This is a genomic window from Mycobacterium novum, from assembly GCF_010726505.1.
In the GTDB taxonomy this organism is placed as follows: Bacteria; Actinomycetota; Actinomycetes; order Mycobacteriales; family Mycobacteriaceae; genus Mycobacterium; species Mycobacterium algericum.
In genome coordinates this window covers 4113286-4136439 of the sequence record NZ_AP022562.1, presented here as the reverse complement: position 1 = coordinate 4136439, position 23154 = coordinate 4113286, and the positions used below count along the sequence as shown (strand labels likewise).

Annotated in this window: 22 protein-coding genes; 8 read left to right on the top strand and 14 right to left on the bottom strand. The window is 69.2% G+C overall.

All coding sequences use genetic code 11. The annotated features are described in order from the left end of the window. The first annotated feature begins 98 nt into the window (after positions 1 to 98). Together G6N19_RS19410 and G6N19_RS19405 are read left to right on the top strand one after the other, a co-directional pair. A complete protein-coding gene (locus G6N19_RS19410; RefSeq protein ID WP_193465471.1) occupies positions 99 to 503 on the top strand; it encodes a nitroreductase family deazaflavin-dependent oxidoreductase in 405 nt (134 codons plus the stop codon). Positions 504 to 528: 25 nt separating this feature from the next. Beyond that, entirely contained in the window at positions 529 to 939 is a 411-nt protein-coding gene (locus G6N19_RS19405; RefSeq protein ID WP_013829081.1) for a nitroreductase family deazaflavin-dependent oxidoreductase, read from the top strand. A 21-nt stretch (positions 940 to 960) separates the two neighbouring features. Here the strand turns inward: G6N19_RS19405 and nadC are convergent, their stop codons facing one another. Genes nadC through nadA form a run of 3 tightly spaced genes read right to left on the bottom strand, consistent with a single transcriptional unit; the run spans position 961 to position 4453 of the window. Next, positions 961 to 1821 (bottom strand): carboxylating nicotinate-nucleotide diphosphorylase, encoded by an 861-nt coding sequence (gene nadC / locus G6N19_RS19400; RefSeq protein ID WP_193466456.1) that lies wholly within the window; start codon positions 1819 to 1821, stop codon positions 961 to 963. A gap of 14 nt (positions 1822 to 1835) precedes the next feature. Next, positions 1836 to 3404, bottom strand: coding sequence for an L-aspartate oxidase (locus G6N19_RS19395; protein WP_193465470.1), 1569 nt, complete (start codon positions 3402 to 3404; stop codon positions 1836 to 1838). Continuing rightward, complete coding sequence (nadA, locus tag G6N19_RS19390) at positions 3401 to 4453, bottom strand: quinolinate synthase NadA (protein ID WP_193465469.1); 1053 nt, start codon at positions 4451 to 4453, stop codon at positions 3401 to 3403. The genes G6N19_RS19395 and nadA overlap by 4 nt, the downstream gene beginning before the upstream one ends. 45 nt (positions 4454 to 4498) lie before the next feature. Between nadA and G6N19_RS19385 the strand changes: the two genes are divergently transcribed. After that, positions 4499 to 5218, top strand: a complete 720-nt coding sequence (locus G6N19_RS19385; protein WP_041317979.1) for an NUDIX hydrolase — start codon at positions 4499 to 4501, stop codon at positions 5216 to 5218. Positions 5219 to 5243: 25 nt separating this feature from the next. Beyond that, positions 5244 to 6581 (top strand): lipase family protein, encoded by a 1338-nt coding sequence (locus G6N19_RS19380; RefSeq protein WP_193465468.1) that lies wholly within the window; start codon positions 5244 to 5246, stop codon positions 6579 to 6581. Here the strand turns inward: G6N19_RS19380 and G6N19_RS19375 are convergent. From G6N19_RS19375 to bioB, 3 genes are read right to left on the bottom strand one after another with little or no spacing between them, the layout of a single operon-like run. Continuing rightward, positions 6547 to 7203 (bottom strand): DUF2567 domain-containing protein, encoded by a 657-nt coding sequence (locus tag G6N19_RS19375; RefSeq protein ID WP_013829087.1) that lies wholly within the window; start codon positions 7201 to 7203, stop codon positions 6547 to 6549. The genes G6N19_RS19380 and G6N19_RS19375 overlap by 35 nt on opposite strands. Next, positions 7200 to 7439, bottom strand: a complete 240-nt coding sequence (gene bsaP / locus G6N19_RS19370; protein ID WP_193466455.1) for a biotin synthase auxiliary protein BsaP — start codon at positions 7437 to 7439, stop codon at positions 7200 to 7202. Before bsaP ends, G6N19_RS19375 begins: the two co-directional genes overlap by 4 nt. Continuing rightward, positions 7439 to 8437 carry a biotin synthase BioB gene (gene bioB, locus G6N19_RS19365; protein ID WP_013829089.1) on the bottom strand — a complete coding sequence of 333 codons (999 nt, stop codon included), beginning with the start codon at positions 8435 to 8437 and terminating at the stop codon, positions 7439 to 7441. Before bioB ends, bsaP begins: the two co-directional genes overlap by 1 nt. Before the next feature lie 121 nt (positions 8438 to 8558). On the opposite strand from bioB, the gene G6N19_RS19360 reads away from it, so the two are divergent. Beyond that, positions 8559 to 9146, top strand: coding sequence for a TetR/AcrR family transcriptional regulator (locus tag G6N19_RS19360; RefSeq protein ID WP_193465467.1), 588 nt, complete (start codon positions 8559 to 8561; stop codon positions 9144 to 9146). 132 nt (positions 9147 to 9278) lie between these two features. Here G6N19_RS19360 and G6N19_RS19355 read toward each other — a convergent pair whose 3' ends face one another. The 5 genes from G6N19_RS19355 to G6N19_RS19335 all read right to left on the bottom strand — a co-directional run bounded on the left by G6N19_RS19355 (position 9279) and on the right by G6N19_RS19335 (position 14548). Then, positions 9279 to 10805 carry an HNH endonuclease signature motif containing protein gene (locus tag G6N19_RS19355; RefSeq protein WP_083038259.1) on the bottom strand — a complete coding sequence of 509 codons (1527 nt, stop codon included), beginning with the start codon at positions 10803 to 10805 and terminating at the stop codon, positions 9279 to 9281. 71 nt (positions 10806 to 10876) lie between these two features. Beyond that, positions 10877 to 11380 carry a 2'-5' RNA ligase family protein gene (locus G6N19_RS19350; protein WP_193465466.1) on the bottom strand — a complete coding sequence of 168 codons (504 nt, stop codon included), beginning with the start codon at positions 11378 to 11380 and terminating at the stop codon, positions 10877 to 10879. Between the two features lie 3 nt (positions 11381 to 11383). Beyond that, positions 11384 to 12064, bottom strand: a complete 681-nt coding sequence (bioD, locus tag G6N19_RS19345) for a dethiobiotin synthase (protein ID WP_193465465.1) — start codon at positions 12062 to 12064, stop codon at positions 11384 to 11386. Beyond that, complete coding sequence (locus G6N19_RS19340; protein ID WP_193465464.1) at positions 12061 to 13218, bottom strand: 8-amino-7-oxononanoate synthase; 1158 nt, start codon at positions 13216 to 13218, stop codon at positions 12061 to 12063. Before G6N19_RS19340 ends, bioD begins: the two co-directional genes overlap by 4 nt. 28 nt (positions 13219 to 13246) lie before the next feature. Next, positions 13247 to 14548 carry an adenosylmethionine--8-amino-7-oxononanoate transaminase gene (locus G6N19_RS19335; protein WP_193465463.1) on the bottom strand — a complete coding sequence of 434 codons (1302 nt, stop codon included), beginning with the start codon at positions 14546 to 14548 and terminating at the stop codon, positions 13247 to 13249. A 161-nt stretch (positions 14549 to 14709) separates the two neighbouring features. Between G6N19_RS19335 and ripD the strand changes: the two genes are divergently transcribed. From ripD to glgX, 3 genes are all read left to right on the top strand, one after another. Further along, positions 14710 to 15339 (top strand): NlpC/P60 family peptidoglycan-binding protein RipD, encoded by a 630-nt coding sequence (gene ripD / locus G6N19_RS19330; RefSeq protein ID WP_013829096.1) that lies wholly within the window; start codon positions 14710 to 14712, stop codon positions 15337 to 15339. Positions 15340 to 15410: 71 nt separating this feature from the next. After that, on the top strand, positions 15411 to 17648 hold the full coding sequence (locus G6N19_RS19325) for an acyltransferase family protein (protein ID WP_408632452.1): 2238 nt from the start codon (positions 15411 to 15413) through the stop codon (positions 17646 to 17648). Next, positions 17639 to 19771, top strand: a complete 2133-nt coding sequence (glgX, locus tag G6N19_RS19320) for a glycogen debranching protein GlgX (protein ID WP_193465462.1) — start codon at positions 17639 to 17641, stop codon at positions 19769 to 19771. The genes G6N19_RS19325 and glgX overlap by 10 nt, the downstream gene beginning before the upstream one ends. Positions 19772 to 19950: 179 nt before the next feature. On the opposite strand, the gene G6N19_RS19315 is transcribed toward glgX, so the two are convergent. The 3 genes from G6N19_RS19315 to G6N19_RS19305 form a co-directional block, all read right to left on the bottom strand. Further along, positions 19951 to 21315, bottom strand: a complete 1365-nt coding sequence (locus G6N19_RS19315; protein ID WP_232062434.1) for a threonine/serine exporter family protein — start codon at positions 21313 to 21315, stop codon at positions 19951 to 19953. Positions 21316 to 21389: 74 nt separating this feature from the next. Next, the gene (gene ilvA / locus G6N19_RS19310; RefSeq protein WP_193465461.1) at positions 21390 to 22676 is read right to left on the bottom strand and encodes a threonine ammonia-lyase IlvA; all 1287 of its coding nucleotides are present in this window, start codon (positions 22674 to 22676) and stop codon (positions 21390 to 21392) included. 28 nt (positions 22677 to 22704) lie between these two features. Beyond that, complete coding sequence (locus G6N19_RS19305) at positions 22705 to 23142, bottom strand: nitroreductase family deazaflavin-dependent oxidoreductase (RefSeq protein WP_041319866.1); 438 nt, start codon at positions 23140 to 23142, stop codon at positions 22705 to 22707. Positions 23143 to 23154: the final 12 nt, after the last annotated feature.

Sequence of the window (23154 nt, the reverse complement as noted above, 5' to 3'; positions counted from 1 at the left end):
CCAAACCGCTCACTCGACGGCGGTTGAAGCCGCTCCGGTGCGGTCGACAACCCGACTAGGGTGGACGGCACATGTGAGCTCGGGAAAGGAGTCGCCGGTTGTCCACCAAGGATCACCCGAAGAGCGTTCCCGGGGTGCCCTACATCTTTCCGGACTGGCTGGATCACCTGCAGCGCACGATCGAAAGCCCCCTAGTCAAACGATTCCACCTCCCCACCTTCGCGGTCATCGAACATCGGGGCCGCAAATCCGGCAACCCGTACCGGACGGTGGTGCGCGCGTTCTGCAAAGGGCCGGTGCTGGCGGTGCTGCTCGGTCACGGCAAGGCCGACTGGGTCAAGAACGTGCTGGCCGCCGGCGAGGCCGACGTGCGCCTGTTCCGGCGCGACGTCCACATCACCAACCCGCGGATCGTGCCCGTCGGCGGTGATACCGACGGCCTGCCGTTGGTCGCGCGCGTGGGAGCGCGGTGGGTCGGGATACTGGCCGCAGACATCACCTGAAGTACCCATGAGAAACGGAGTCCGTATGGCTGTCGACAAGAGTGCCGGTGACGCGTCCAAGCTGCCGGTGGTGTTCCCGCCATGGTTGGACCGACTGCAGATCAAATACATGAACCCGGTGGTCAAACCGCTGTCCAAGTTCCTGCCGGGCATGTCGGTGATCAAGCATCGGGGCCGCAAATCCGGTAAGCCCTACGAAACGGTGGTGACGACCTATCGGAAGGGAAATGTGCTGGCGATCGCCCTGGGCCACGGCAAGGCCGACTGGGTCAAGAACGTGCTGGCCGCCGGGGAGGCCGACGTGCGACTGTTCCGCAGCGAGCTGCACCTGACCAATCCCCGGATCCTGCCGGCCGGTACCGCCGACGCGTCCTTGCCGTGGGCAGTCCGGCTGCAGAACCGCAAGGTGGCGGTGCTGGTGACCGACATCGCCTGACGTCTTCTCGGCGGAAAGAAGCTACATGTCCAGGCCGATGTCGAGCACCTGGACCGAGTGGGTGAGCGCACCCACGGCCAGATAGTCGACACCGGTGGCGGCGTAGGCGGCCGCACTGTCCAGGGTCAGTCCGCCGGATGACTCCAGCAACACCCCGGGCGCCCGGGAGTCGCGTCGCTGCGCCGCGGTCTGGGTCGCCCACACCGGGAAGTTGTCCAACAGCACCAGCTCGGGCCCCTCGGCGAGCACTTCGTCGAACTGTTCCAGTGAATCGATCTCGACCTCGCAGGCCACCTCGGGGGCGGCGGCGCGGACCGCGCGCAGCGCCGCGGCCACCGATCCGGCCGCGGCGACATGGTTGTCCTTGATCAGCGCGGCATCTCCCAGCCCCATCCGGTGATTCACCCCGCCACCGACGCGCACCGCGTACTTCTGCAGCACCCGCAGGCCGGGCAGCGTCTTGCGGGTGTCGCGGATCTGCGCCGACGTGCCGGCGATTCCGCTGATGGCGTCCACCCAGGCCGCAGTGGCCGTGGCGATCCCGGACAGGTGACAGATCAGGTTGAGCATGGTGCGTTCGGCGGTCAGCAGCCCGCGGGTGTCGGCCTGCAGGCTCAGCACCACCGCACCGGGCTGCAGCCGGGCGCCATCGGCCACCCGGTCGTTCACCCGGTAGGCATCGCGCCCGAGTACTTCGTCGAGCACCAGCAGCGCGACGTCGACCCCGGCGATCACACCGGCGGCCCGGGTCACCAGCGCGGCCTCGGTCACCGCATCGGCCGGCACAGTCGCGGTGGTGGTGACGTCGGGGCCGTACCGCAAATCCTCGTCCAGGGCCCGGGCGATGATGAGACGGGCCTCGTCGAGTTCGGTCTGGGACAGCGGCTGCGAAAGTGTCACAGCGCCACCGGCTCCTCGAGTACCACTGCGCCGTCACGCAGTCGGACCGTGGTGCTGCGGGCCTGGCCGGCGTCGGGACCGGCGTATTCGGCCCGATAGTGACAGCCGCGGCTCTCGGTGCGCGCCAACGCGGCCTCGGCGACCACTCGGGCCACCAGCGTCAGCGCGGCGTCCTCGCAACCCTTGCGATGAGCGGCAGTCCGCTCCTCGGCGTCCGACAGCAGCTCGGCGAGCCGCCGCAGTCCGTCGGCGTCGCGGACCACCGACGCATCGCGAGACATGGCCTGCTGCAGGGTCTGTCGCTCGACTGCGACCTGCCGGGCCGGTTCGGCCGCGACGGCCTGCACCGGTCCGGACGCCACGGCGTGAGCGGCTGCCGCCGACCCGGCGCGCTCCCCGACCACCAACCCTTCCAACAGGCTGTTGGAGGCCAATCGATTCGCGCCGTGCATGCCGGTCCGGGCCACCTCGCCGGCGGCGAACAGCCCGGCCAGCTCGGTGCGGCCGGTGACATCGGTGACGACGCCGCCGCAGCTGTAGTGTGCGCCGGGCACCACCGGAATCGGTTGGGCCACCGGGTCGATACCGGCGTCGCGGCAGGCCGCGGTGACGGTCGGAAACCGGTCAGCGAAGCCGGCGATCCCGCGGGCGTCAAGGTAGACGCAGGCGTCGCCGGTCTCCCGCAGTCGGGTGTCGATGGCGCCCGCCACCACGTCGCGCGGCGCCAGATCGCCCATCGGGTGGACCCCGGCGGTGACCGAGGCGCCCCGCGCATCGATCAGATTCGCGCCCTCCCCGCGCACCGCCTCGGTGACCAGCGGGCGTCTGCTACCGGCGGCGTCGCTGTAGAGCATGGTCGGGTGAAACTGGATGAATTCCAGATCGCTCACCGCGGCCCCGGCACGCAGCGCCAGGGCCACGCCGTCCCCGGTGGCGCCGCCGGGATTGGTCGTCGCCCGGTACAGCTGGCCCAGACCTCCGGTGGCCAGCACCACCGACGGGGCGTGGATCACCCCGATGCCGTCGGCGTTGGCCACCAGCACACCGGTGACCGTGTCGGCGTCACGCAGGATCTGCAGCACCAGCTGGCCGTGACGGATGTCCAGGCCGGCCGCGGCGTGATCCAGTGCCCGCTGCACCTCGGCTCCGGTGGCGTCGCCGCCGGCATGGATGATGCGCCGTCGCGAATGCCCGCCCTCGCGGGTCAGCGCCCAGTTGCCGTCGGGATCCTGGTCGAATTGCGCACCGGCACCGGCCAATTCGGAGACCGCGCGATAGCCGTCGGCGACAATCGAGGTCACCGCGTCGCGGTCGCACAGCCCCGCGCCTGCGGCCAGTGTGTCGGCGACGTGGGCCTGAACCGAGTCGTCGGTGCCCGGCAGCACCACCGCGATCCCGCCCTGGGCGTAGTGTGTCGCAGTCACCGCGTATCCACTGGCTGCCTTACTGAGCACCACCACCTCCCGGCCGGCCCGGCGTGCGGCGCGGGCGGCGGCCAGCCCGCCGACCCCGGTGCCGATGACGACGACGTCGGCACGCTGTTGCCAGCCGGGGCCACCGCTCACTTGCTGACCGGGGCGGAGTGCCCGATCGAGACCATGCGCTGCACGCTGCGTGCCGCCAGCCGCGCCGTCTCGGGGTCGACGTGGACCTCGTCGGCATTCTCGGTCAGGCTGCGCAGCAGGGCCGCGGGAGTGATCATCTTCATGTACTTGCAGGCCGCCTTGGAGTTGACCGCCTCGAAGTCGACCTGCGGTGCCGCCTTCTGCAGCTGGTAGATCATGCCGACCTCGGTGGCCACCAGCACCTTCTGCGCCTGGGTGCGCCGGGCCTCCTCGAGCATGCCGCCGGTGGACAGGATCTTGACCCGCTCCTCGGGGAAGTGGCCCTCGCCGACCAGGTACAACGCCGACGTCGCGCACCCGCACTCGGGGTGCACGAACAATTCGGCATCCGGGTTCGCCCGGGCCTTCTCCTCGAGGTCGTCGCCGTTGATCGCCGCGTGCACGTGGCACTCGCCCGCCCAGATGTGCATGTTCTTGCGCCCGGTGACCCGCGCGACGTGCTGGCCCAGGAACTGGTCGGGCAGGAACAGCACCTCGCGGTCCGGCTCGATGGCATTGACCACGTCGACGGCGTTGGACGACGTGCAGCAGTAGTCGGTGAGCGCCTTGACCGCCGCGGTGGTGTTCACATATGACACCACCACCGCGCCGGGGTGGTCGTCACGCCAGGCCTGCAGGTCCTCGGCGGTGATCGAATCGGCCAGCGAGCAGCCGGCCCGGGCGTCGGGAATCAGCACCGTCTTGTCCGGCGACAGGATCTTGGCGGTCTCGGCCATGAAGTGCACGCCACAGAACACGATGGTGTCGGCGTCGGTCTCGGCAGCGATGCGGGCCAGTCCGAGCGAGTCCCCGACGTGGTCGGCGATGTCCTGGATCGGCGGCAGCTGGTAGTTGTGCGCCAGGATCGTGGCGTTGCGCTGCTTCTTGAGCCGGAGGATCTCGGCCACCCACTCCTGGTCGGGCTCGATACCGCTGTAGCCGGCCGGCGAGTTGACGATGCGGTCGGCCAGGCGGCCGGCCTGCACACCGGTCTCGGTGAGGGTGGTCATGGTGACTCCTCTCGCGAATTAGGTTTTCGACTTACAATCGAAAACATGGTTCATACTAGCACCGCGCATGAAGTGCTCACCGCGGTCTTCCAGGTTGGCAACGGCGGCGGCCAGCAAGGACCCCGCCCCCGACTCAACGTTCTGCTGTGGCAGCGGGCTCGAGAACCCCAGCTCGGACGGTGGTCGCTGCCGGGTGGACTGTTGCGCGACGACGAAGACGTGACCACCTCGGCTCGCCGGCTATTGGCCGAGAAGGTGGACCTGCGTGAGATCGCCCACCTTGAGCAGCTGGCTGTGTTCTCCGACCCGGGCCGGGTTCCGGGCGCACGCACCATCGCTTCGACGTTTCTGGGACTGGTGCCCTCCCCCGCCGACCCCGAGCTGCCCGGCGACACGCACTGGCATCCGGTCGACGACCTTCCGCCGATGGCGTTCGACCACGCTCCGATGGTGGCGCACGCCCACAGCCGTCTGGTGGCCAAGATGTCCTACACGAATATTGGATTCGGGTTGGCGCCAACCGAATTCATCATCTCAACACTACGCGACATCTACAGCGTCGTGCTCGGCTACCAGGTCGATGCCACCAATCTGCAGCGGGTGCTGGTTCGCCGAGGGGTGATCACGCGCACCGGCACCACCGCCCGCTCGGGACGCAGTGGCGGACGCCCGGCCGCCCGGTACCGGTTCACCGATTCCGAGTTGCGGGTGACCGACGAATTCGCGGCACTGCGGCCGCCAGGGTGGGTCGGACTGGAATCTTAGTGCCCTCTTAAGCAACAATGCCGGGATGGACTTCGACAGCTTGGCCCGCGAAACCTCTGTCGAGTGGATCGGGCAGGCCCCCCACGAGCCACTAACATCCGGCGACCGCCCGCTGCGGCCGGCCGAGGACCCGTTCTACGAACCGCCGGCCGGCTTCCAGCACGCCGTGCCCGGCACCGTGTTGCGCTCCCGCGACGTCGAGCTGGCGTTTCTCGGTCTGATCCCGCAGCAGTTGGTCGCCACCCAGCTGCTCTACCGCACCGTCGACCGCAACAACGTCCCGCAGGCGGCGGTCACAACGGTGCTGGTCCCGGCCAACCGTGATCGCAGCCGCCGCTGTCCGATCGTGTCCTACCAGTGCGCGATCGACGCGGTGGACGGCCGCTGCTTTCCCTCCTATGCGCTGCGCCGGCGAGCCAAGGGTCACGGCTCGTTCACCCAGCTCGAGTTCGTGCTCATCGTCGCGGCCCTCGAGCAGGGCTGGGCGGTGTCGATCCCCGACCACGAGGGGCGGGACGGCCGCTGGGGAGCACCCTACGAACCGGGCTACTGCGTGCTCGACGGGGTGCGCGCCGCCTTGGGCTGCGAGCAACTGGGATTGTCCCGCGACGACCCGGTGGGCCTGTGGGGCTATTCCGGCGGCGGTTTGGCCACCGGCTGGGCGGCGGAAGTCGGCGGCGATTACGCCCCCGAACTCAACATCGTCGGTGCGGTGCTCGGGTCGCCGGTGGGCGATCTCGGGCACACCTTCCTCGGGTTGGACGGGACGTTCTTCTCCGGGTTGCCCGCGGTGATGATCGCCACCTTGGCGAAGGTCTACCCCGACTTGCAGAAGGTGATCGACGACCACGCCACCGCCGAGGGCAAGGCATTGATGCGTTCACTCGAGTCAATGACCACGGTCGGCGCCATCATGCGGATGCACCACAAGTCACTCGGGGAGTTCATCGATCAGCCGCTCCAGGACCTGGTGGAACTGCCTGCGGTACAACACGTCTTCGAGGACACCAAGCTCGGTCACCATGCTCCGAAACCGCCGGTGTTGATGCTGCAAGCAGTTCACGACCAGGTGATCTCCGTCGTGCACATCGATCACTTGGCGGAGGCCTATATCGCCGCCGGCGCCCGGCTGACCTATCACCGCGATCTGCTCAGCGAGCACATCCTGCTGCACCCGCTGTCGGCGCCGATGGTGCTGGACTGGTTGCGTGACCGGTTCGCCAACCGGCCGCTGCCCGCCGGCACGGTGCAGACCCAGTGGCCGACGCTGCTGAACCCCAAGACCTACCTGGGCTTGGCGCGACTGGGCCTGGTGGCGGCGCGGGTGATCACCGGTGGGGCGCTGCGCCGCCTTCCACTGTGACGGCCGGGGCCGGCGGCAACCGCCTCGCCGGCTCGGGCGGATAGCCGCCCAGGTCATCACGGGTACTCCAGGTGGCGCACAAGCCGTACACCAACGCCGCCGTCGCCGCCGGCAACAGCAACGTGGCCGCGATCTGCAATGGCGTGTGCCCGAAGAACACCGGCGGGCCTTCCACGACGTAGTGCACCCGATTCTCGGCAGACACCGGCGCACCGTCCACATCGATCACGCCGTAACGGTGACGCACCACCGCGCCGCCGACCAGCATCGCCAGCGCCGCACTCGCGGTCAGGCCCACCGACAGCCCGGCGACCATGCCGGGGCCCCGATGGGCACGCCACTGCCAGGCGAGCGTGGCCGCCACCACCGCGACCACCCCCAACATGCCCAGTAGCAGAAACGGCGCGACGAAGAAATGGTCGGCCTCGTTGCCCAGGTAGGCCTGTACCCGCTCACCGCCCCGGGTGAGGGCCACCACGCCGTGCACCGGTGGCGCGATCCACCCCCACAGCGCCCCCACCGGCAGCCCGGCGATGCCCAATCCCGCGGCGAGGATCAGGCAGGCCCGCCGGCGGCTCAGCCGTGGCGCGGCATGGCCCGACGGTGCGCCCGGAATACTCATCGCCGGGTGTCCAGGTCGGCAGAATCCACCAGCCCGTGCCGAGAACACTTGGCCCACCAGCCATCCGGCCGAACCTGCACCATCATCCGGCGTCCGCAGGCGCCGCAGAACCGCGGCGGCTCCAGTCCCAATTGGGCGGCCGTGGGAAGCGATCCACCGGCGGGATCGTCGCACTGCACGCCCGTGTAGACGTTGTAGACGCCGGCTCCCACCGGAGCGGGCAGATCACGAACCATCACAGGGTGGCGTTGAGCGCCTTGATCGGCATCTGGAGATCGTCGAGCAGCTCCAAGTCCGTCTCGGCCGGACGGCCGAGCGTGGTCAGGTAGTTGCCGACGATGATGGCGTTGATACCGCCCAGGATGCCCTGCTTGGCGCCCAGGTCGCCCAGGGTGATCTCCCGGCCGCCGGCGAACCGCAGCATGGTGCGCGGCAACGCCAGCCGGAACGCGGCGACGGCGCGCAGCGCATCCGCCGCCGGCAGCACCTCCAGGTCACCGAACGGGGTGCCCGGACGCGGGTTGAGGAAGTTCAGCGGCACCTCGTCGGGGTCGAGTTCGGCGAGCTCGGCGGCGAACTCCGCGCGCTGCTCCAGGGTCTCGCCCATGCCCAGGATGCCGCCGCAGCAGACCTCCATCCCGGCCTTGCCGATCATCCGCAGCGTCTCCCACCGCTCCTCCCAGGTGTGGGTGGTGACCACGTTGGGGAAGTGGGAGCGGGCGGTCTCCAGGTTGTGGTTGTAGCGGTGCACGCCCATCGCGGCCAGCTGGTCCACCTGCTCCTGGGTCAGCATGCCCAGCGAGCACGCGATCTGGATGTCGACTTCATTGCGGATCGCCTCGATACCGGCCGAGACCTGGGCCAGCAGCCGCGCGTCGGGCCCGCGCACCGCGGCCACGATGCAGAATTCGGTGGCTCCGGTCTTGGCGGTCTGCTTGGCCGCCTCGACCAGGCTGGGGATGTCCAGCCACGCGCTGCGCACCGGCGAGGAGAACAGCCCCGACTGCGAACAGAAGTGGCAATCCTCCGGGCAGCCACCGGTTTTCAGGCTGATGATGCCCTCGACCTCGATCTCGGGGCCGCACCAGCGCATCCGCACATCGTGGGCCAGCGCCAGTAGCTCCTCGAGCCGGTCGTCGGGCAGCCGCAGCACCTCGAGGACCTGATCGGCCCCCAACGCCTCGCCGCGCTCCAGTACCTGTTCACGCGCCAGCGCCAGGATGTCGTCCGTCATGCGCGGTAGCTCCTTCTCATCGCTTCGTCCCTCGCCGGGTGCCCGCACTGCATCGCCGTCGACGCGGGTCACAAGGTGTTCCCCTCAAAGACTTGAACGGTGTTCAGGTTAGGGTAGCGGGGTGCAGCTGCACAAACCTGACTCCAAAGACCGGATAGTCGCCGCGGCGGCCACCCTGTTGGACGACTACGGCATCGCCGATCTGTCGATGCGCCGGTTGGCGCGTGAGCTCAACGTCAGCCCCAGCGCACTGTACTGGCACTTCGCCAACAAGCAGCAACTGCTGGGCGCGGTCGCCGACCGCGTGCTGACGCCGGCCCGCGTCGACCCCGGGCCGGGCGGCTGGCAGTGGCGGATCCAGACCGTGGGTGAACGCCTGCGGGATGCGCTGCTATCGCACACCGACGGGGCCGAGCTGGTGTCGGCCAGCATGGCGGCGGGTCAGTCCCGGGCGGCCACTGACATCCTGGCCCTGCTGGCGGAGGCGGCGACAGCCGCAGGCGTGCACCCGGATCAGGCCGGGCAGGTCGCCCGCACCGTCGTCTACTACGTCTTGGGATTCACCGCCGACGAACAGTCCCGCCTGCAGTGGGACGCCGCCGGGGCTGCCGAGATCACGTCCGAGGCCGACCCGAGCAGCGCATTCGGGTTCGGGCTGGGATTGCTGATCGACGGGCTGGCGATGCGGGCCGGAGCTACGCTCGGCTAGGACCCGTCGAGGTCCAAAAGACTTCGGTGCCATGGAGCCCAAGGAGCCCGTGCTTCGCCGAGTTAGTCGCTGACGTGGTTCATGACCCCGGTGGCCGGCGCAACGGGTGAGGTAGATGGAACGTTCACCCCGTTAGAAGGGCGGCGGGTCGTCGTCAGCGGTGACGTCGACTTTGGGAAACCAGACGGCTTCGAAGGCGGCGCGTCGTGCTTCGCGAGCCTTGCGATTCTGGTTGCGCTCGGTGGCGATGCGGGCCGCGCGGTGTTGGGCGCGGGTGCGTCGGCGGCGGGGCATCATCGCGATGCGATCACCACAGCGGTCATCTTCACGTGGCTGCGGTGTCGGTAGTTCTGCGGTGGGTGCACACAAGCCCGGGAACAGCCACGCACTGCCCGGGGTGGTGACGTAGGTCTGCCCCGCCGGCGAAGTCAGGATCACCGTCCCGTCCGGCAGTTGCTGATCGCGCCAGCCCCAGAATGTCTTCGCCAAATGATGTGTGCGGCAATAGCATTTGAGATTCGAGGGGTGGGTGAGTCCGCCGTCGCCACGAGGAATCGTATGGTCGATGTCGCAGTCAGCCGCCGGCCGATCACAGCCCGGCCACCGGCAGGTCAGATCCCGACACCGCACAAAGTCAGCCAACGCCTTCGAGGGCGCATACCCGGACTCGGGCGGAGCGTCAGCGGGGTGCACCAACGACACCAACCGGGCCGATCGGGCGAGTTCAGCGATCAGCTCCGGCGGGATCAGCCCGTCAGCTTCGACTAAGGAGCCCGGCACATCACCGGCTCCGTCGACGGTGGCCTGCTCAGCGATGATGTGAATGACCACTGGTGAGGCGGCTGGGCGCCCTGACGCTGCGCAGTCGGAGCGACCACAACGGCACCCCAGCCGCTCGGCTCGCACCGCCAACGCGCCCATCGCGTCGGCACGGCGCTGCTCGCGAGTGCGGGGATCGTGTTTACACACCGTGGCGGCCAGCGCATCCAACGCCTTATCCAGCGCACGCGCATCGGGGGTGAACATGCTGCCCTGGATCTCCGACAGCCCACCTTCGGCAAAGGTGCCGAACAGAATCTCGCGTTCGGCTTGGCGATCCTTGCGGCGCCGCACCGCGTCCTTATCGGCCTTGGCGACGATCTTGTCGATGCGCGCCGCCAACCGGTTCCTGGTCAGCGACGGCCAGCGCGTCACCTGCGCCGCCAGTTGCCTATCGACGACCGCCAACACTTCACGATCGGTGATCAAACCTGTGCGATACACGATGGTTTGGAACAGCCGGATATCGATATCGCCGGCCGTAAACACCTGCGCCACCTGCGGCAACTCCTCACGCATCGCCCGGGCATACCGCAACCGACTGCCGGCGAGCCCTTGGCTGATCCGCAACGCCGCCGCCACCTCCGCAGTTACTGCCGCCTCGGTATCGACCGCCCAGTCCTGAGTTTCACCACAGCGGCTCAACCGCAGCGCAAACAACTCCCCGATCGCCACCAGGTGCGCTGCTGCCGCCCGGTTCTCCGCCCGCGCCGAGGCGCAGATCCGATCCACCAACGCCGCCGACTCTGGCGTCGCCGCCGGATAACGCCGCCGAAACCGCTCATTGAGCCGCGCGACCGACTCTGGCGACGGAAGCCTCGACGAAGACTGTTCGAACATACATTCGACTATACCCGAAATCCACTGCCCAAACTATTTGTCAGGGCCGCGTTATTGACAACGGCTGGCGGTCAGACCCGGTACGCGGTGCGGCTGTCGCCGTCCCAGCGCCGCAATCCGACGAATCGGCCGGTGATCTCACCGCGCCCGGCGATGCGCTGGGCGCGGCCCAACTGCGCTGGGCCGACGCGCCGGGCCAACGTGACGTGGGCGGTCCACCGGCCGGGCACGACGTTGGGCATCGGTCCGGGAATCAGGTGCGGGGCGCACACCCGGTACGTCTGCGCATGCAGTTCCAGCAGCTCGACGGTCGGTACCACTAGCCGGGCAAGCACACCGTGGGAGCGCCCGAAGATCACCGTCGCGCCCAGGACGCATTCCAGCGGCAGCCGCTCCAGCACCGTGGTCAGCGCGTCGTCGACCTGCGGATCGATGCGTTGGGCGACCGCCAGGGTGACGTGCGGGCGCCCAGCCGGCGCCTGGCTCGGGACCCCGGCAGCGGCCAGGTCCGCACAGATCCGCCGAATGGCCGTCTCGGTGTCGGTGTCGAAGACCAACTCGATCGAGTGCACCATCGCTCAGCCCACCAGCGAGCGCACCCAGCCGGTGTCGAACGCGGTGCGGCTCATGCCCGAGAACTGCGACGCGTCGAGCCGTCCGCAACCCTCCGGCAGCACCGCGCGCACCGGCGCCAGGCGACCCAACGCGGCCCGGTTGCCGGCGGCGGCCGGACCCGGCTGGCCCGGCCAGCTGCCGATCACCAGGCCGGCACACGACAATCCCTGTCCGGCAAGCGATTCCAAGGTGAGAGCGGTGTGGTTGAGGGTGCCCAGTTCGGCGTTGACCACCACCAGCACGGCGGCGCCGAGATCGACTGCCAGATCGCGCAGTGTGACACCATCGGCGGCCAGTTCAACCAGCAGCCCGCCGGCGCCTTCGACCAGGGTCAACCGGCCCGGCCGGTCGGCGGCGCGGATCGCGGCCAGCAACTCAGCGCCGGTGGGCAGTGCCATCCCGGCCTGCTCCGCGGCGGCGACCGGGGCCAGCGGCTCCGGGTATCGGGCGGTCCCGAACAGGTCGGTTACCCCGGACAACCGGCCGACTTCGGCCAGGTCGTCGTCGCCGCCGGCGGTGCCGGTCTGTACCGGCTTGCCCACCGCCACCTCCAGGCCGGCCTGCCGTGCGCAACCGGCCAACGCCGCGGTGGCGATCGTCTTGCCGACACCGGTGCCGGTGCCGGTGATCACCAGGACCGTCATCGCGTCACGGCGGGGTGATCACGCAACACCGTGGTCAGCACCCGGCCGGCCAGCTCCAGATCCGCCTCGGTCAGCGACGCTCGGGCGGTCAACCGCAGCCGCGACGTTCCCGCCGGCACCGTCGGCGGCCGGAAACAGCCCACCCGCACCCCGGCATCCAGGCAGGCGGCCGCGGCCGACACCGCGGTCTCGGCGTCGCCGAGGATCACCGAGACCACTGCGGACTCCGGGCGTTCGGGCACCCCGCAGACCGCGGCCAGCGTGCGGGCGTGGCGCAATACGTCGGTGGCGCGCGACGGCTCCGCGGCCAGCACGCCTAGGGCGGCCGACGCAGCGCCGAGCGCCGCCGGAGCCAGGCCGGTGTCGAAGATGAAGGTCCGGGCGGCGTCGATGAGGTGATCGCGCACCGCAACCGGTCCCAGCACCGCACCGCCCTGACTGCCCAGCGCCTTGGACAGCGTCGTCGTCATCACCACGTCGGGCGCCCCGGCCAGCCCGACCTCGTGTACCAGGCCGCGGCCGCCGTCGCCGCGCACACCGACCGCGTGTGCCTCGTCGACGATCAGCAGCGCGCCGTGCCGGCGGCATACCTCGTGCAGCTCGCGCAGCGGGGCCAGCGCCCCGTCGGCGCTGAACACCGACTCGGTGATGACCACGGCGCGCTCCTCGGCACGGTCGGCCAGGGCCGCGGCCATCGCGTCGACGTCACGGTGACCGGTGATGACCACCCGCGCCTTCGACAACCGGCAGGCGTCCACCAGCGACGCGTGGCAGTAAGCGTCGGAGACCAGCAGCGAGCCCGGCCCCGACAGGCTGACGACGGCGCCGATGTTGGCGGTGTAGCCCGAGGAGAACACCAGGCCCGCCGGCGCACCGACGAAGTCGGCCAAGTCCTGTTCGAACCGGGCGTGCAGTTCGGTGTTGCCGGTGACCAGCCGGGACCCGCCGGCGCCGGCCCCCCAGATGCGCAGCGCCTCGATGCCGCCGGCAATGACGTCCGGGTGCGTCGCGAGCCCGAGGTAGTCATTGGAGGCCAGGTCCAGCTCGGTGGCGACCGCGGGCCGCACCCGCAGCGAGCGGCGCAGCCCGGCCTGCCGACGGCGTTGTTCCACTTCGGCCAGCCAGGCCAGTGGCGACAGGTCCGTGCGGGTCACCGTGTGCTCCCTCGTCGTTGAACACCGTTCAGGTTAAGGCACGGACCACACCGAGCATCGCGGCACCGATCCGGGCGATCTCCTCGGGCGTGCAGATATACGGCGGCATCGCGTACACCAGGTTGCGGAACGGGCGCAGCCACACCCCAGCAGCCAGTGCGGCCGGGGTGGCCAGCGCCAGGTCCACCGGCCGTTCGCATTCGATGACCCCGATCGCTCCGCACACCCGCACATCGGCGACGCCGGGCAGGTCGCGGGCCGGCTGCAGCGCGGCGGTCAGCCCGGAGCCGATCTCGCCGACGCGGGACCGCCAGTCCTGGCCCAGCAGCAGCTCGGTGCTGGCGACCGACACCGCGCAGGCCAGCGGGTTGGCCATGAAGGTCGGGCCGTGCATCAGGGCACCGGCCTCCCCGCCGCTGATGGCATGGGCGATCTCGGTGCTGCACAGCGTGGCGGCCAGACTGAGGTAGCCGCCGGTCAGCGCCTTGCCAACGCACATGATGTCGGGGCTGACACCGGCATGCTCGGCGGCGAACAGCTCACCGGTGCGGCCGAAACCGGTGGCGATCTCGTCGAAGATCAGCAGCACGCCGTGCCGGCTGCAGGCCTCGCGCAGATCCGACAGGTAGCGCGGATCATGGAAGCGCATCCCACCGGCGCCCTGGACCACCGGCTCGACCACCACGGCCGCCAGTTCGTCGCGGTGACGCTCCAGTTGCGCCTCGAACGCGGCGACATAGGCCGGGTCGTAATCGCGGGGCACCTGCTGGGCGAACAGCTGCCGGACCAGCACCGAATGCGTGCCGGTCCACAACGTGTGCATGCCGCCGTCGGGATCGCAGATGCTCATCGGGGTGAACGTGTCGCCGTGGTAGCCGCCGCGCCAGGTCATCAGCCGGTGCTTGCCGGGGCGGCCGCGCGCGCGCCAGTACTGCAGCGCCATCTTCACCGCCACCTCCACCGACACCGAACCCGAGTCGGAGAAGAACACCGTGTCCAGCCCGGCCGGGGTGATGTCCACCAGCAGCTGTGCCAGCCGGGCGGCCGGCTCGTGGGTGAGCCCGCCGAACATGACGTGGTTCATGGTGCCCAGCTGCGCGGTGAGCGCGGCGTCCAGCGTCGGATGGCCGTGCCCGTGGATCGCGGTCCACCAGGAGCTCATGGCGTCGAGCGCCTCGACCGGGGCGTCATCGACGATCAGCGTCAGGTAGGCACCCCGGGCCGCCACCGCCACCGTCGGGGCCGGCGTTTCGGACCCGATCGTGCTGTAGGGGTGCCACAAATGTGCGGCGTCGATCGCGCTGATCTGCTCGGGACTCAACGCGGACATGACTGACGACAGTAATGCGGGCGACCGCCGGCGTAACCGTTCGGTCACAGGTTGCCCAATTTCTCCCCAGCGGCGCGGAACCACGCGTAAGCGCCGGTAGGCTCTGTGACAGGAGTGACCAATGATGCTGCCGTGATTACCGGCGCGAAAGGAGATGACCGATGAAACGCATCTGCGCCACCGCGATCGCACTGGCAGCGGCAATGGCCCCGACGTTGAGCGCCGCCGGCCCGGCCGGGGCCGACCCGCTCTCCCAGACCGGCCAGAACCAGCTCATCGACCGCGTTGTCCAGCGCGCGCTGTCGCAACGCGGCGTGCCCTTCGTCTACGGCGGCGGCGACATCAACGGCCCGACCAACAATGCACGGGCCAGGGCGGCCACCACCCGCGGCGCGCTGACCGATCTCACCGGCCGCACCAGCCGGCCCGGGGGCCCCATCGCGGCCGGCAGCACCACCCCCGGCCTGCCGGGAACCACGCCGGCGCCCGGCGAGGACATCCCCGACACCACCACCGTCGGGTTCGACGCCTCCGGCCTGATCCAGTACGCGTTCGCCGGCGCCGGCATCAAGATGCCGCGCACCTCCGGCGAACAGTGCAGCGTCGGGCAGAAGGTCCCGCCCGCGCAGGCCCGGGCCGGCGACCTGCTCTGCTACGGGCCGGGCGGCACGCAAAGCGTCGCACTGTACCTCGGCAACAATCAGATGATCGAGGGCACCAGCCCGGCGGTCGCCGTATCGCCGGCGCGTACCTCCAACATGGTCCCGTATCTGACCCGGGTCATCCCCTGACACACCCGGCGGACGTCACACCGGTTGGAATGCGGTTTCTACCGCCCGGTTAGGTAGATTATCGGGCGATCATGATTGCCCTCTCCCCGCCGCGACCGGCGGCAACACCTGCTGCGGCACCCCCCGCCGGAGGGTCCGTTGCCGGATCCGTTCCGGCCGCCGGGCCGGCCGCCGGGACCGCCGCCGCGATGGGAACCCGCAAGGCGGGCTTCTACCGCCACGACCTCGACGGGCTGCGCGGCATCGCGATCGCCTTGGTGGCGGTGTTCCACGTCTGGTTCGGGCGGGTCTCCGGCGGAGTCGACGTCTTCCTGGCGCTGTCCGGGTTCTTTTTCGGCGGCAAGCTACTGCGGGTGGCGCTGAACCCGTCCTCGTCGCTGTCCCCGGTGCCCGACCTGATCCGGCTGGTTCGCCGGTTGCTGCCCGCCCTGGTCGTGGTGCTGGCAGCGTGCGCGGTGCTGACGATATGGATCCAGCCGCAGACCCGCTGGGAGACCTTCGCCGACCAGAGCCTGGCCAGCCTCGGCTACTACCAGAACTGGGAGTTGGCGCGCACCGCCTCGGACTACCTGCGCGCCGGTGAGGCCGTCAGCCCGCTGCAACACATCTGGTCGATGTCGGTGCAGGGCCAGTTCTACCTCAGTTTCCTGCTGTTGATCTTCGGCTTCGCGTTCGCCTTCCGGCGCCTGCTGCGCACCCACCTGCGCTCGGCCTTCGTGGTACTGCTCACCGCGCTGACGGTGGCGTCGTTTTGGTACGCGATTGTCGCGCACCAGGCCAACCAGGCGCTGGCCTACTACAACAGCTTCGCCCGCGCCTGGGAACTGCTGCTCGGCGCCCTGGCCGGGGCGCTCATCCCCTACATCCGCTGGCCGATGTGGCTGCGCACCACCGTGGCCACCCTGGCGCTGGCCGCGATCCTGAGCTGTGGCGCCCTGATCGAAGGGGTGCAAGAGTTCCCCGGCCCCTGGGCGCTGGTGCCGGTCGGCGCCACGGTGGCGTTCATCCTGGCCGGGGCCAACCGCCAGGCGCACCCCAGCACCAGCGACAAACTGCCGTGGCCCAACCGGTGGCTGGCGAGCGGGCCGCTGGTCAGGCTCGGGGCGATGGCCTACTCGCTGTACCTGTGGCACTGGCCGCTGCTGATCTTCTGGTTGTCCTATACCGGCAACCGGCACGCGTCGGTGCTCGAGGGGGCGGTGATCCTGCTGCTGTCCGGCGTGCTGGCCTACCTGACCACCCGGCTCGTCGAAGACCCGCTGCGCTACCGCGGTCCGGCCGGCGCCGGCGCCCCTCCGGCGCGGCGCAACCCCTGGCGCAAGCCATCGCCCGGTTGGTGGAAGCGACCGACGCTGGCGCTGGGCTCCACGGTGGTGCTGCTGGGCGTGGCGCTGACGGCGACGTCGTTCACCTGGCGGGAGCACGTCACCGTCCAGCGCGCCAGCGGCAAGGAACTGGCCAAACTCAGCAAAGACGACTACCCGGGCGCCCGCGCTCTGCTCAAACACCAGCGGGTGCCCAAGCTGCGGATGCGGCCCACCATCCTGGAGGCCAAGAAGGACCTGCCCCGCTCCACCCGGGACGGCTGCATCAGCACGTTCAGCAATCCGGCCCTGATCAACTGCACCTACGGCGACCCGGACGCCAGCCGCACCGTTGCGCTGGCCGGCGGATCGCACGCCGAGCACTGGCTGCCGGCACTGGACATCCTCGGCCAGCGACACCACTTCAAGGTGGTGACCTACCTCAAGATGGGCTGCCCGCTGTCCACCGAGAAGGTGCCGCTGATCATGGGCAACAACGCGCCTTACCCGCAATGCTACGAATGGGTGGGCAAGACCATGGACAAGCTGATCGCCGACCACCCGGACTACGTGTTCACCACCGCCACCCGGCCGTGGAACATCAAACCCGGTGACGTGATGCCGGGAACCTACATCGGGATCTGGAAAAGGTTGTCCGAGAACAAGATTCCCATCCTCGGGGTACGTGACACCCCCTGGTTGGTGCGCGACGGCAAACCATTCCAGCCGGCCGACTGCCTGGCCTCCGGCGGCGACGCGGAGTCCTGCGGCATCAAACGCTCCGAAGTCCTCGTCGACCGCAACCCCACCCTGGATTTCGTCGAACGCTTCCCGCTACTCAAGCCGCTGGATCTGTCCGACGCCGTGTGCGACACCGATATCTGCCGCGCGGTGGAGGGCAATGTGCTGATCTATCACGACTCCCATCACCTCTCGGCGACCTACATGCGCACCATGACCGGTGAGCTCGGCCGGCAGATGGGTGCGGCCACCGGATGGTGGTGAGCCCGGTCGCCGCGGTCTGGCCAGGCCACAGTTACCCGCTCGGCGCCGTCTACGACGGGGCCGGAACCAATTTCGCGGTGTTCTCCGAGGTCGCCGACCGCGTCGAGCTGTGCCTGATCGACGACCGCGACACCACCGAAACCCGCATCGGCCTCGACGAGGTCGACGGGTACGTCTGGCACGCCTATCTGCCCGGCGTCGGGCCCGGTCAGCACTACGGATTCCGGGTGCACGGGCCGTTCAACCCTTCCGCGGGCCAACGCTGCGACCCCGACAAGCTGTTGTTGGATCCCTACGGGAAGGCGTTCCACGGCGACTTCGACTTCGGCCCGGCACTGTTCTCCTACGACTTGAACGATCCCGACGGCCCTCCCCCTACGCTGGACTCGTTGGGGCACACCATGACCAGCGTGGTGATCAACCCGTTCTTCGACTGGGCGGCCGACCGCGCGCCGCGCACGCCCTACCACGAGACGATCATCTACGAAGCGCACGTCAAGGGCATGACGCAGACCCATCCCGGCGTCCCGGAGGAGTTGCGCGGCACCTACGCCGGGTTGGCACACCCGGTGATCATCGATCACCTCAAGTCGCTGAACGTGACCGCCATCGAACTGATGCCGGTGCACCAGTTCCTGCACGATCATCGGCTGCGGCAGCTGGGGCTGCGAAACTACTGGGGCTACAACACCGTCGGATTCTTCGCGCCGCATAACTCGTATGCGGCCAGCCGCCAAGCCGGCGGCGCGGTAGCGGAGTTCAAGGCGATGGTGCGCACCTTCCACCAGGCCGGCATCGAGGTGATCCTCGACGTGGTCTACAACCACACCGCCGAAGGCAACCACCTGGGCCCGACGATCAACTTCCGCGGCATCGACAACGCCGCCTACTACCGGCTGTCCGATGACGATCCGCGCCTCTACACCGACTACACCGGCACCGGCAACAGTCTCAACGCCCGGCATCCGCACACCCTGCAGCTGATCATGGACTCACTGCGCTACTGGGTGACCGAGATGCACGTCGACGGGTTCCGCTTCGACCTCGCCTCGACGCTGGCCCGGGAACTGCACGACGTCGACCGGCTTTCGGCGTTCTTCGATCTGGTGCAACAGGATCCGGTGGTCAGCCAGGTCAAGCTGATCGCCGAGCCGTGGGACATCGGCGAAGGCGGCTATCAGGTGGGCAACTTCCCGGGGCTGTGGACGGAGTGGAACGGCAAGTACCGCGACACCGTGCGCGACTATTGGCGCGGTGTGCCGGAAACCCTCGGCGAGTTCGCCTCCCGACTGACCGGCTCGTCAGACCTGTACGAGGCGACCGGCCGCCGTCCCGGTGCCAGCATCAACTTCGTCACCTGCCACGACGGTTTCACGCTGGCGGATCTGGTGTCCTACAACGAGAAACACAACGAGGCCAACGGCGAGGACAACACCGACGGCGAGAGCTACAACCGATCGTGGAACTGCGGCGTCGAGGGACCGACCGACGACGCCGCCATCCTGGCGCTGCGCGCGCACCAGGTCCGCAACATCATGGCCACCCTGCTGATCAGCCAGGGCACCCCGATGATCGCCCACGGCGACGAGTTGGGCCGCACCCAGCACGGCAACAACAATGTCTACTGTCAGGACTCCGAGCTGTCGTGGATGGACTGGTCGCTGGTCGACAAGAACGCCGACCTGCTGGCGTTCACCCGGGCGTTGACCGCGCTGCGCACCGCTCACCCGGTGTTCCGGCGGCGGCGGTTCTTCGAGGGCCGACCGATCCGCGGCGGTGACCAGGTGCGCGACATCGCCTGGCTGACCCCGGCCGGGCATGAGATGACCCAGCAGGACTGGGACAGCGAATTCGGCAGGTGCGTCATGGTTTTCCTCAACGGCGAGGCACTGCCCGAACCCGATGCCCGCGGCCGGCGCATCGTCGACGACTCGTTTCTGCTGTGCTTCAACGCCGGCGAGACACCAGTGGACTTCGTGACCCCTGACGGCGGCTACGCGCAGGGCTGGCGCGCGGTGATCGACACCGCCGACGCCGCGGGCCGCAGCGAGCTGTCGGTTGAGGCGGGACATACCGTCACCGTGGCGGCACGCTCACTGATCATCTTGTGCAGGAGCCGCTGAGGACCTGGTTACCTGCCGATGGCCGATGACGCCCGTGAGCGTGACATCGGCGAACGACAGACTCTCCGACCAGAATTGGTGTCGGGGATCTCGGCCCAGGGCACCGACCCATCGAATCATCAACGCATCATGATGAAGCCTGGCGGCCGCCGGGTCGGGCACGCGACAAGAAAACGCCACTAAGCAGTGCGCCGCGGTCGAGGCCCGCGGTAGCGGATACCGGCCAGCTGCGGAACCCGATACGGGCTGCGCAGCCGGCGGGTCCGGTGCCCGTGGCCACGCAGCTGATAGCGGCCGAGTTCCCGGCGCACCGAGGGCGCCAGCAACGGGCCCAACACCGCGCCGGCACCGAGCGCCAACGCCAGCCCGATCGCCAGGCCCACCGTGCCCCCGGCATTGGGGTGCCCGTTGACGAACTGCACGAAGCCGCGGAACACGGTCAGCCCGGGGACCAGCGGAATGATCCCCGCCATGATGATCACCAGCGGCGTCACCCGCAGCCGGGGCGCCAGCAGGGTGCCGACCAGACCGGTCGCCGCGGCCGCTATGAAGGAGCCCGCAATGGGGTCGGCGTCCACCAGTCGCAGTCCGAATACCAGCAACGTGGCGGTCGCCCCCGCAAGGCCTGCCGCCAATGCCGCCTTGAGCTGCGCGTAACCGGCTATCGCCGCGGCCGCGGCGCCCATGGCGCCCGCCAGCACGTACACCGGCATGCTCAGCACTGCGACCGGTATCTCGGCGCTCACCCGGACTTGGGCGCCGAACCAGCCACCGATGCGCACCGCGATGGACACGCCGACCAGGATGCCCGCCGACGAGAGCAGGATGTCCATGCCCCGCGAGACCGCGGTGAGCTGGTAGCCGGTGATGGCGTCCTGCACCGAGCCGACGGTGGCCAGCCCCGACAACAACACCACGATGTTGGCGGCCACCACCGGTGACACCGACGCGCCGGCGGGCAGCCAGCCGACGGCGTGCAGAACGATGGCCACGCCGGTGGCCACCGCTGCGGCGACCACCTGCTGGAACAGCAGCGGTAGCCGCCAGCCGTTGAGTACCCTGCCGACCCGGTCGATCAGTGCGGTGGTGGCCGCCGAGATCACGGCAATCACCGGCCCGGCGCCGATCAGCACCGAGAAGCAACCGGCCATGACCGCCCAGCCGGCGGTGGCCACCCATCGCGGATAGGGATGGTCGGCCCGGCTGACGATGTCCAGTTGCTGCTGCACCCATTCGGGATCGGGCGTGGTTGTGACGACATGCTCGGCGAGGTCGGTGGCCAGCTGCAGCCGGGTGTAGTCCAGTGAGCGCGACTGCACCAGATACATCGCCGTGACCGGGGCGCCCGGCACCCCGCGAGGCACCGACACCCTGATCGAGTTCGCCATGATGTCCACCTGGGTCTGCGGCAGCCCGTAAGCGGTCGCGATCGCGAGGATGCTCGAGGCGACATCGGCGGTTCCAGCCTGCGATCCCAACAGCAGCTGCCCGAACCGCAGGGCGATATCGAGCACCCGGCGAACATCGGTTTCATCCATACTCATCGTCTCCGATGACACCATGCCCATCGGCTACCCGCTCAGTGACCCCGGGTCACCCCCGTTGCCGGATCCGGCCGTCAGAGCAGAAAGCGATACGCCGGCGAGCCGGGCTCCAGCGGCTCGACGTGGATCTGCGAGGCACGCATCCTGGCCAGCAGTCCACCGAGGTCCGCCGCCGAGCCCAGTTGAATTCCGACCAACGCCTCGCCGGTTTCCCGGTTGTTGCGCTTGACGTATTCGAACAGCGTGACGTCGTCCCCCGGCCCGAGAACCTCGTCGAGGAACCGCCGCAATGCGCCCGGCTCCTGGGGAAAATCGACCAGGAAATAGTGCTTGAGGCCGAGGTGGACCAGCGAGCGTTCCAAGATCTCGCCGTAGCGCGACACGTCGTTGTTCCCGCCGGAGATCAGGCAGACCACGGTGGCACCGGGCGTGATGTCGGCCTCGAGCAGCCCGGCCACCGACAGCGCACCCGCCGGCTCGGCGATGATCCCCTCGTTCTGGTAGAGGTCGAGCATCGCGGTGCACACCGCGCCCTCGTCGACGGTGGTGACCGACACCATGTCGCCGGCGGCGGCCAGCGCGGCGTAGGGCAGGGCGCCGGCACGCTTGACGGCCGCGCCGTCGACGAACTGGTCGACGTGATCGAGGGTCACCAGTTCGCCGGCGGCCAGGGCGGCCATCATCGAGGCCGCCCCCGCCGGTTCGATCCCCAGCACCGCACTTTCGGCGGTCCGCTCCGCGAGGTAGCTGGTGATCCCCGCGATACAGCCGCCGCCGCCGACCGGAACGACGACCAGGTCCGGCGCCGTGTCGAGCTGGTTGAGGAGCTCCACGGCGATGGTGCCCTGACCAGCCATCGTCCGCAGGTCATCGTAGGGCGGCACCAGTGTGGCCCCGGTGCGCGCCACGTCGGCCAGCGCCGCCTCCGCAGCCATGTCATATGTCGCCCCGCCGACGATCAGCTCGATGAACTCCCCGCCGTGGTAGCGGATCCGGTCGCGCTTCTGCTTGGGTGTCTTGGCCGGCACGTACACCCGACCGCGAATGCCCAGCGATCGGCAGGCGTAGGCGAAGCCCTGTGCGTGATTGCCGGCCGATGAGCAGACCACGCCGGCGGCGATCTCGTCGGCCGTCAACTGCACCAGCAAGTTGTAGGCACCGCGCAGCTTGTAGGACCGCACCGACTGCAGGTCTTCGCGCTTGAGGTACACCGTGGCACCGGTGATCGCCGAGAGCCGGTCGCTGAGCTGCAGCGGAGTCGGCGCCACCACGTCGGCGATTCGCTTCGCCGCCGCGTCGATATCGGCCGCGTTCAGCGGGTAGGCGTTGGAGCCACGGTTCTGGCGCAGTTCGGCGGACACCGCAATATGGTGCCACCCAGCAGCGGGTTCAGCCTACCGGGGTCAGCACGAACACCGGGATTTCGCGGTCGGTCTTCTGCTGGTAGTCGGCGTAGTCCGGCCAGGCGGCCACCGCGCGTTCCCACCACTGCGCCTTCTCATCGCCGAACACCTCGCGGGCGTCGTAGTCGCCGGTGACGGTGCCGTCCTGCAGTTCGACCCGCGGATTCTTGACGACGTTGTGGTACCAGACCGGGTGCTTGGGCGCGCCGCCCAGCGAGGCGACGATCGCGTACTGCCCGTTGTGCTCCACCCGCATCAGCGGGGTCTTGCGCAGCTTGCCGGTCTTGGCTCCCACGGTGGTGAGCAGCACCACCGGCTTGCCCTTCATCTCGGTGCCCTCGGTGCCACCGGAAGACATGTACTGTTCGGCGTTCTCCCGGGACCAATCCAACGGGCTGGGTGCGTATTCTCCGCTCAGAGGCATGCCGCCCAGACT

Coding starts and splice junctions, on each gene's coding strand:
- G6N19_RS19405 (WP_013829081.1), top strand. CDS start 529: ATGGCTGTCGACAAGAGTGCCGGTGACGCGTCCAAGCTGCCGGTGGTG.
- nadA (WP_193465469.1), bottom strand. CDS start 4,453: ATGACCACCCTCACCGAGACCGGTGTGCAGGCCGGCCGCCTGGCCGAC.
- G6N19_RS19385 (WP_041317979.1), top strand. CDS start 4,499: ATGGTTCATACTAGCACCGCGCATGAAGTGCTCACCGCGGTCTTCCAG.
- G6N19_RS19380 (WP_193465468.1), top strand. CDS start 5,244: ATGGACTTCGACAGCTTGGCCCGCGAAACCTCTGTCGAGTGGATCGGG.
- G6N19_RS19375 (WP_013829087.1), bottom strand. CDS start 7,203: ATGAGTATTCCGGGCGCACCGTCGGGCCATGCCGCGCCACGGCTGAGC.
- bsaP (WP_193466455.1), bottom strand. CDS start 7,439: ATGGTTCGTGATCTGCCCGCTCCGGTGGGAGCCGGCGTCTACAACGTC.
- bioB (WP_013829089.1), bottom strand. CDS start 8,437: ATGACGGACGACATCCTGGCGCTGGCGCGTGAACAGGTACTGGAGCGC.
- G6N19_RS19355 (WP_083038259.1), bottom strand. CDS start 10,805: ATGTTCGAACAGTCTTCGTCGAGGCTTCCGTCGCCAGAGTCGGTCGCG.
- G6N19_RS19350 (WP_193465466.1), bottom strand. CDS start 11,380: ATGGTGCACTCGATCGAGTTGGTCTTCGACACCGACACCGAGACGGCC.
- bioD (WP_193465465.1), bottom strand. CDS start 12,064: ATGACGGTCCTGGTGATCACCGGCACCGGCACCGGTGTCGGCAAGACG.
- G6N19_RS19335 (WP_193465463.1), bottom strand. CDS start 14,548: ATGTCCGCGTTGAGTCCCGAGCAGATCAGCGCGATCGACGCCGCACAT.
- ripD (WP_013829096.1), top strand. CDS start 14,710: ATGAAACGCATCTGCGCCACCGCGATCGCACTGGCAGCGGCAATGGCC.
- G6N19_RS19325 (WP_408632452.1), top strand. CDS start 15,411: ATGATTGCCCTCTCCCCGCCGCGACCGGCGGCAACACCTGCTGCGGCA.
- glgX (WP_193465462.1), top strand. CDS start 17,639: ATGGTGGTGAGCCCGGTCGCCGCGGTCTGGCCAGGCCACAGTTACCCG.
- G6N19_RS19315 (WP_232062434.1), bottom strand. CDS start 21,315: ATGAGTATGGATGAAACCGATGTTCGCCGGGTGCTCGATATCGCCCTG.
- G6N19_RS19305 (WP_041319866.1), bottom strand. CDS start 23,142: ATGCCTCTGAGCGGAGAATACGCACCCAGCCCGTTGGATTGGTCCCGG.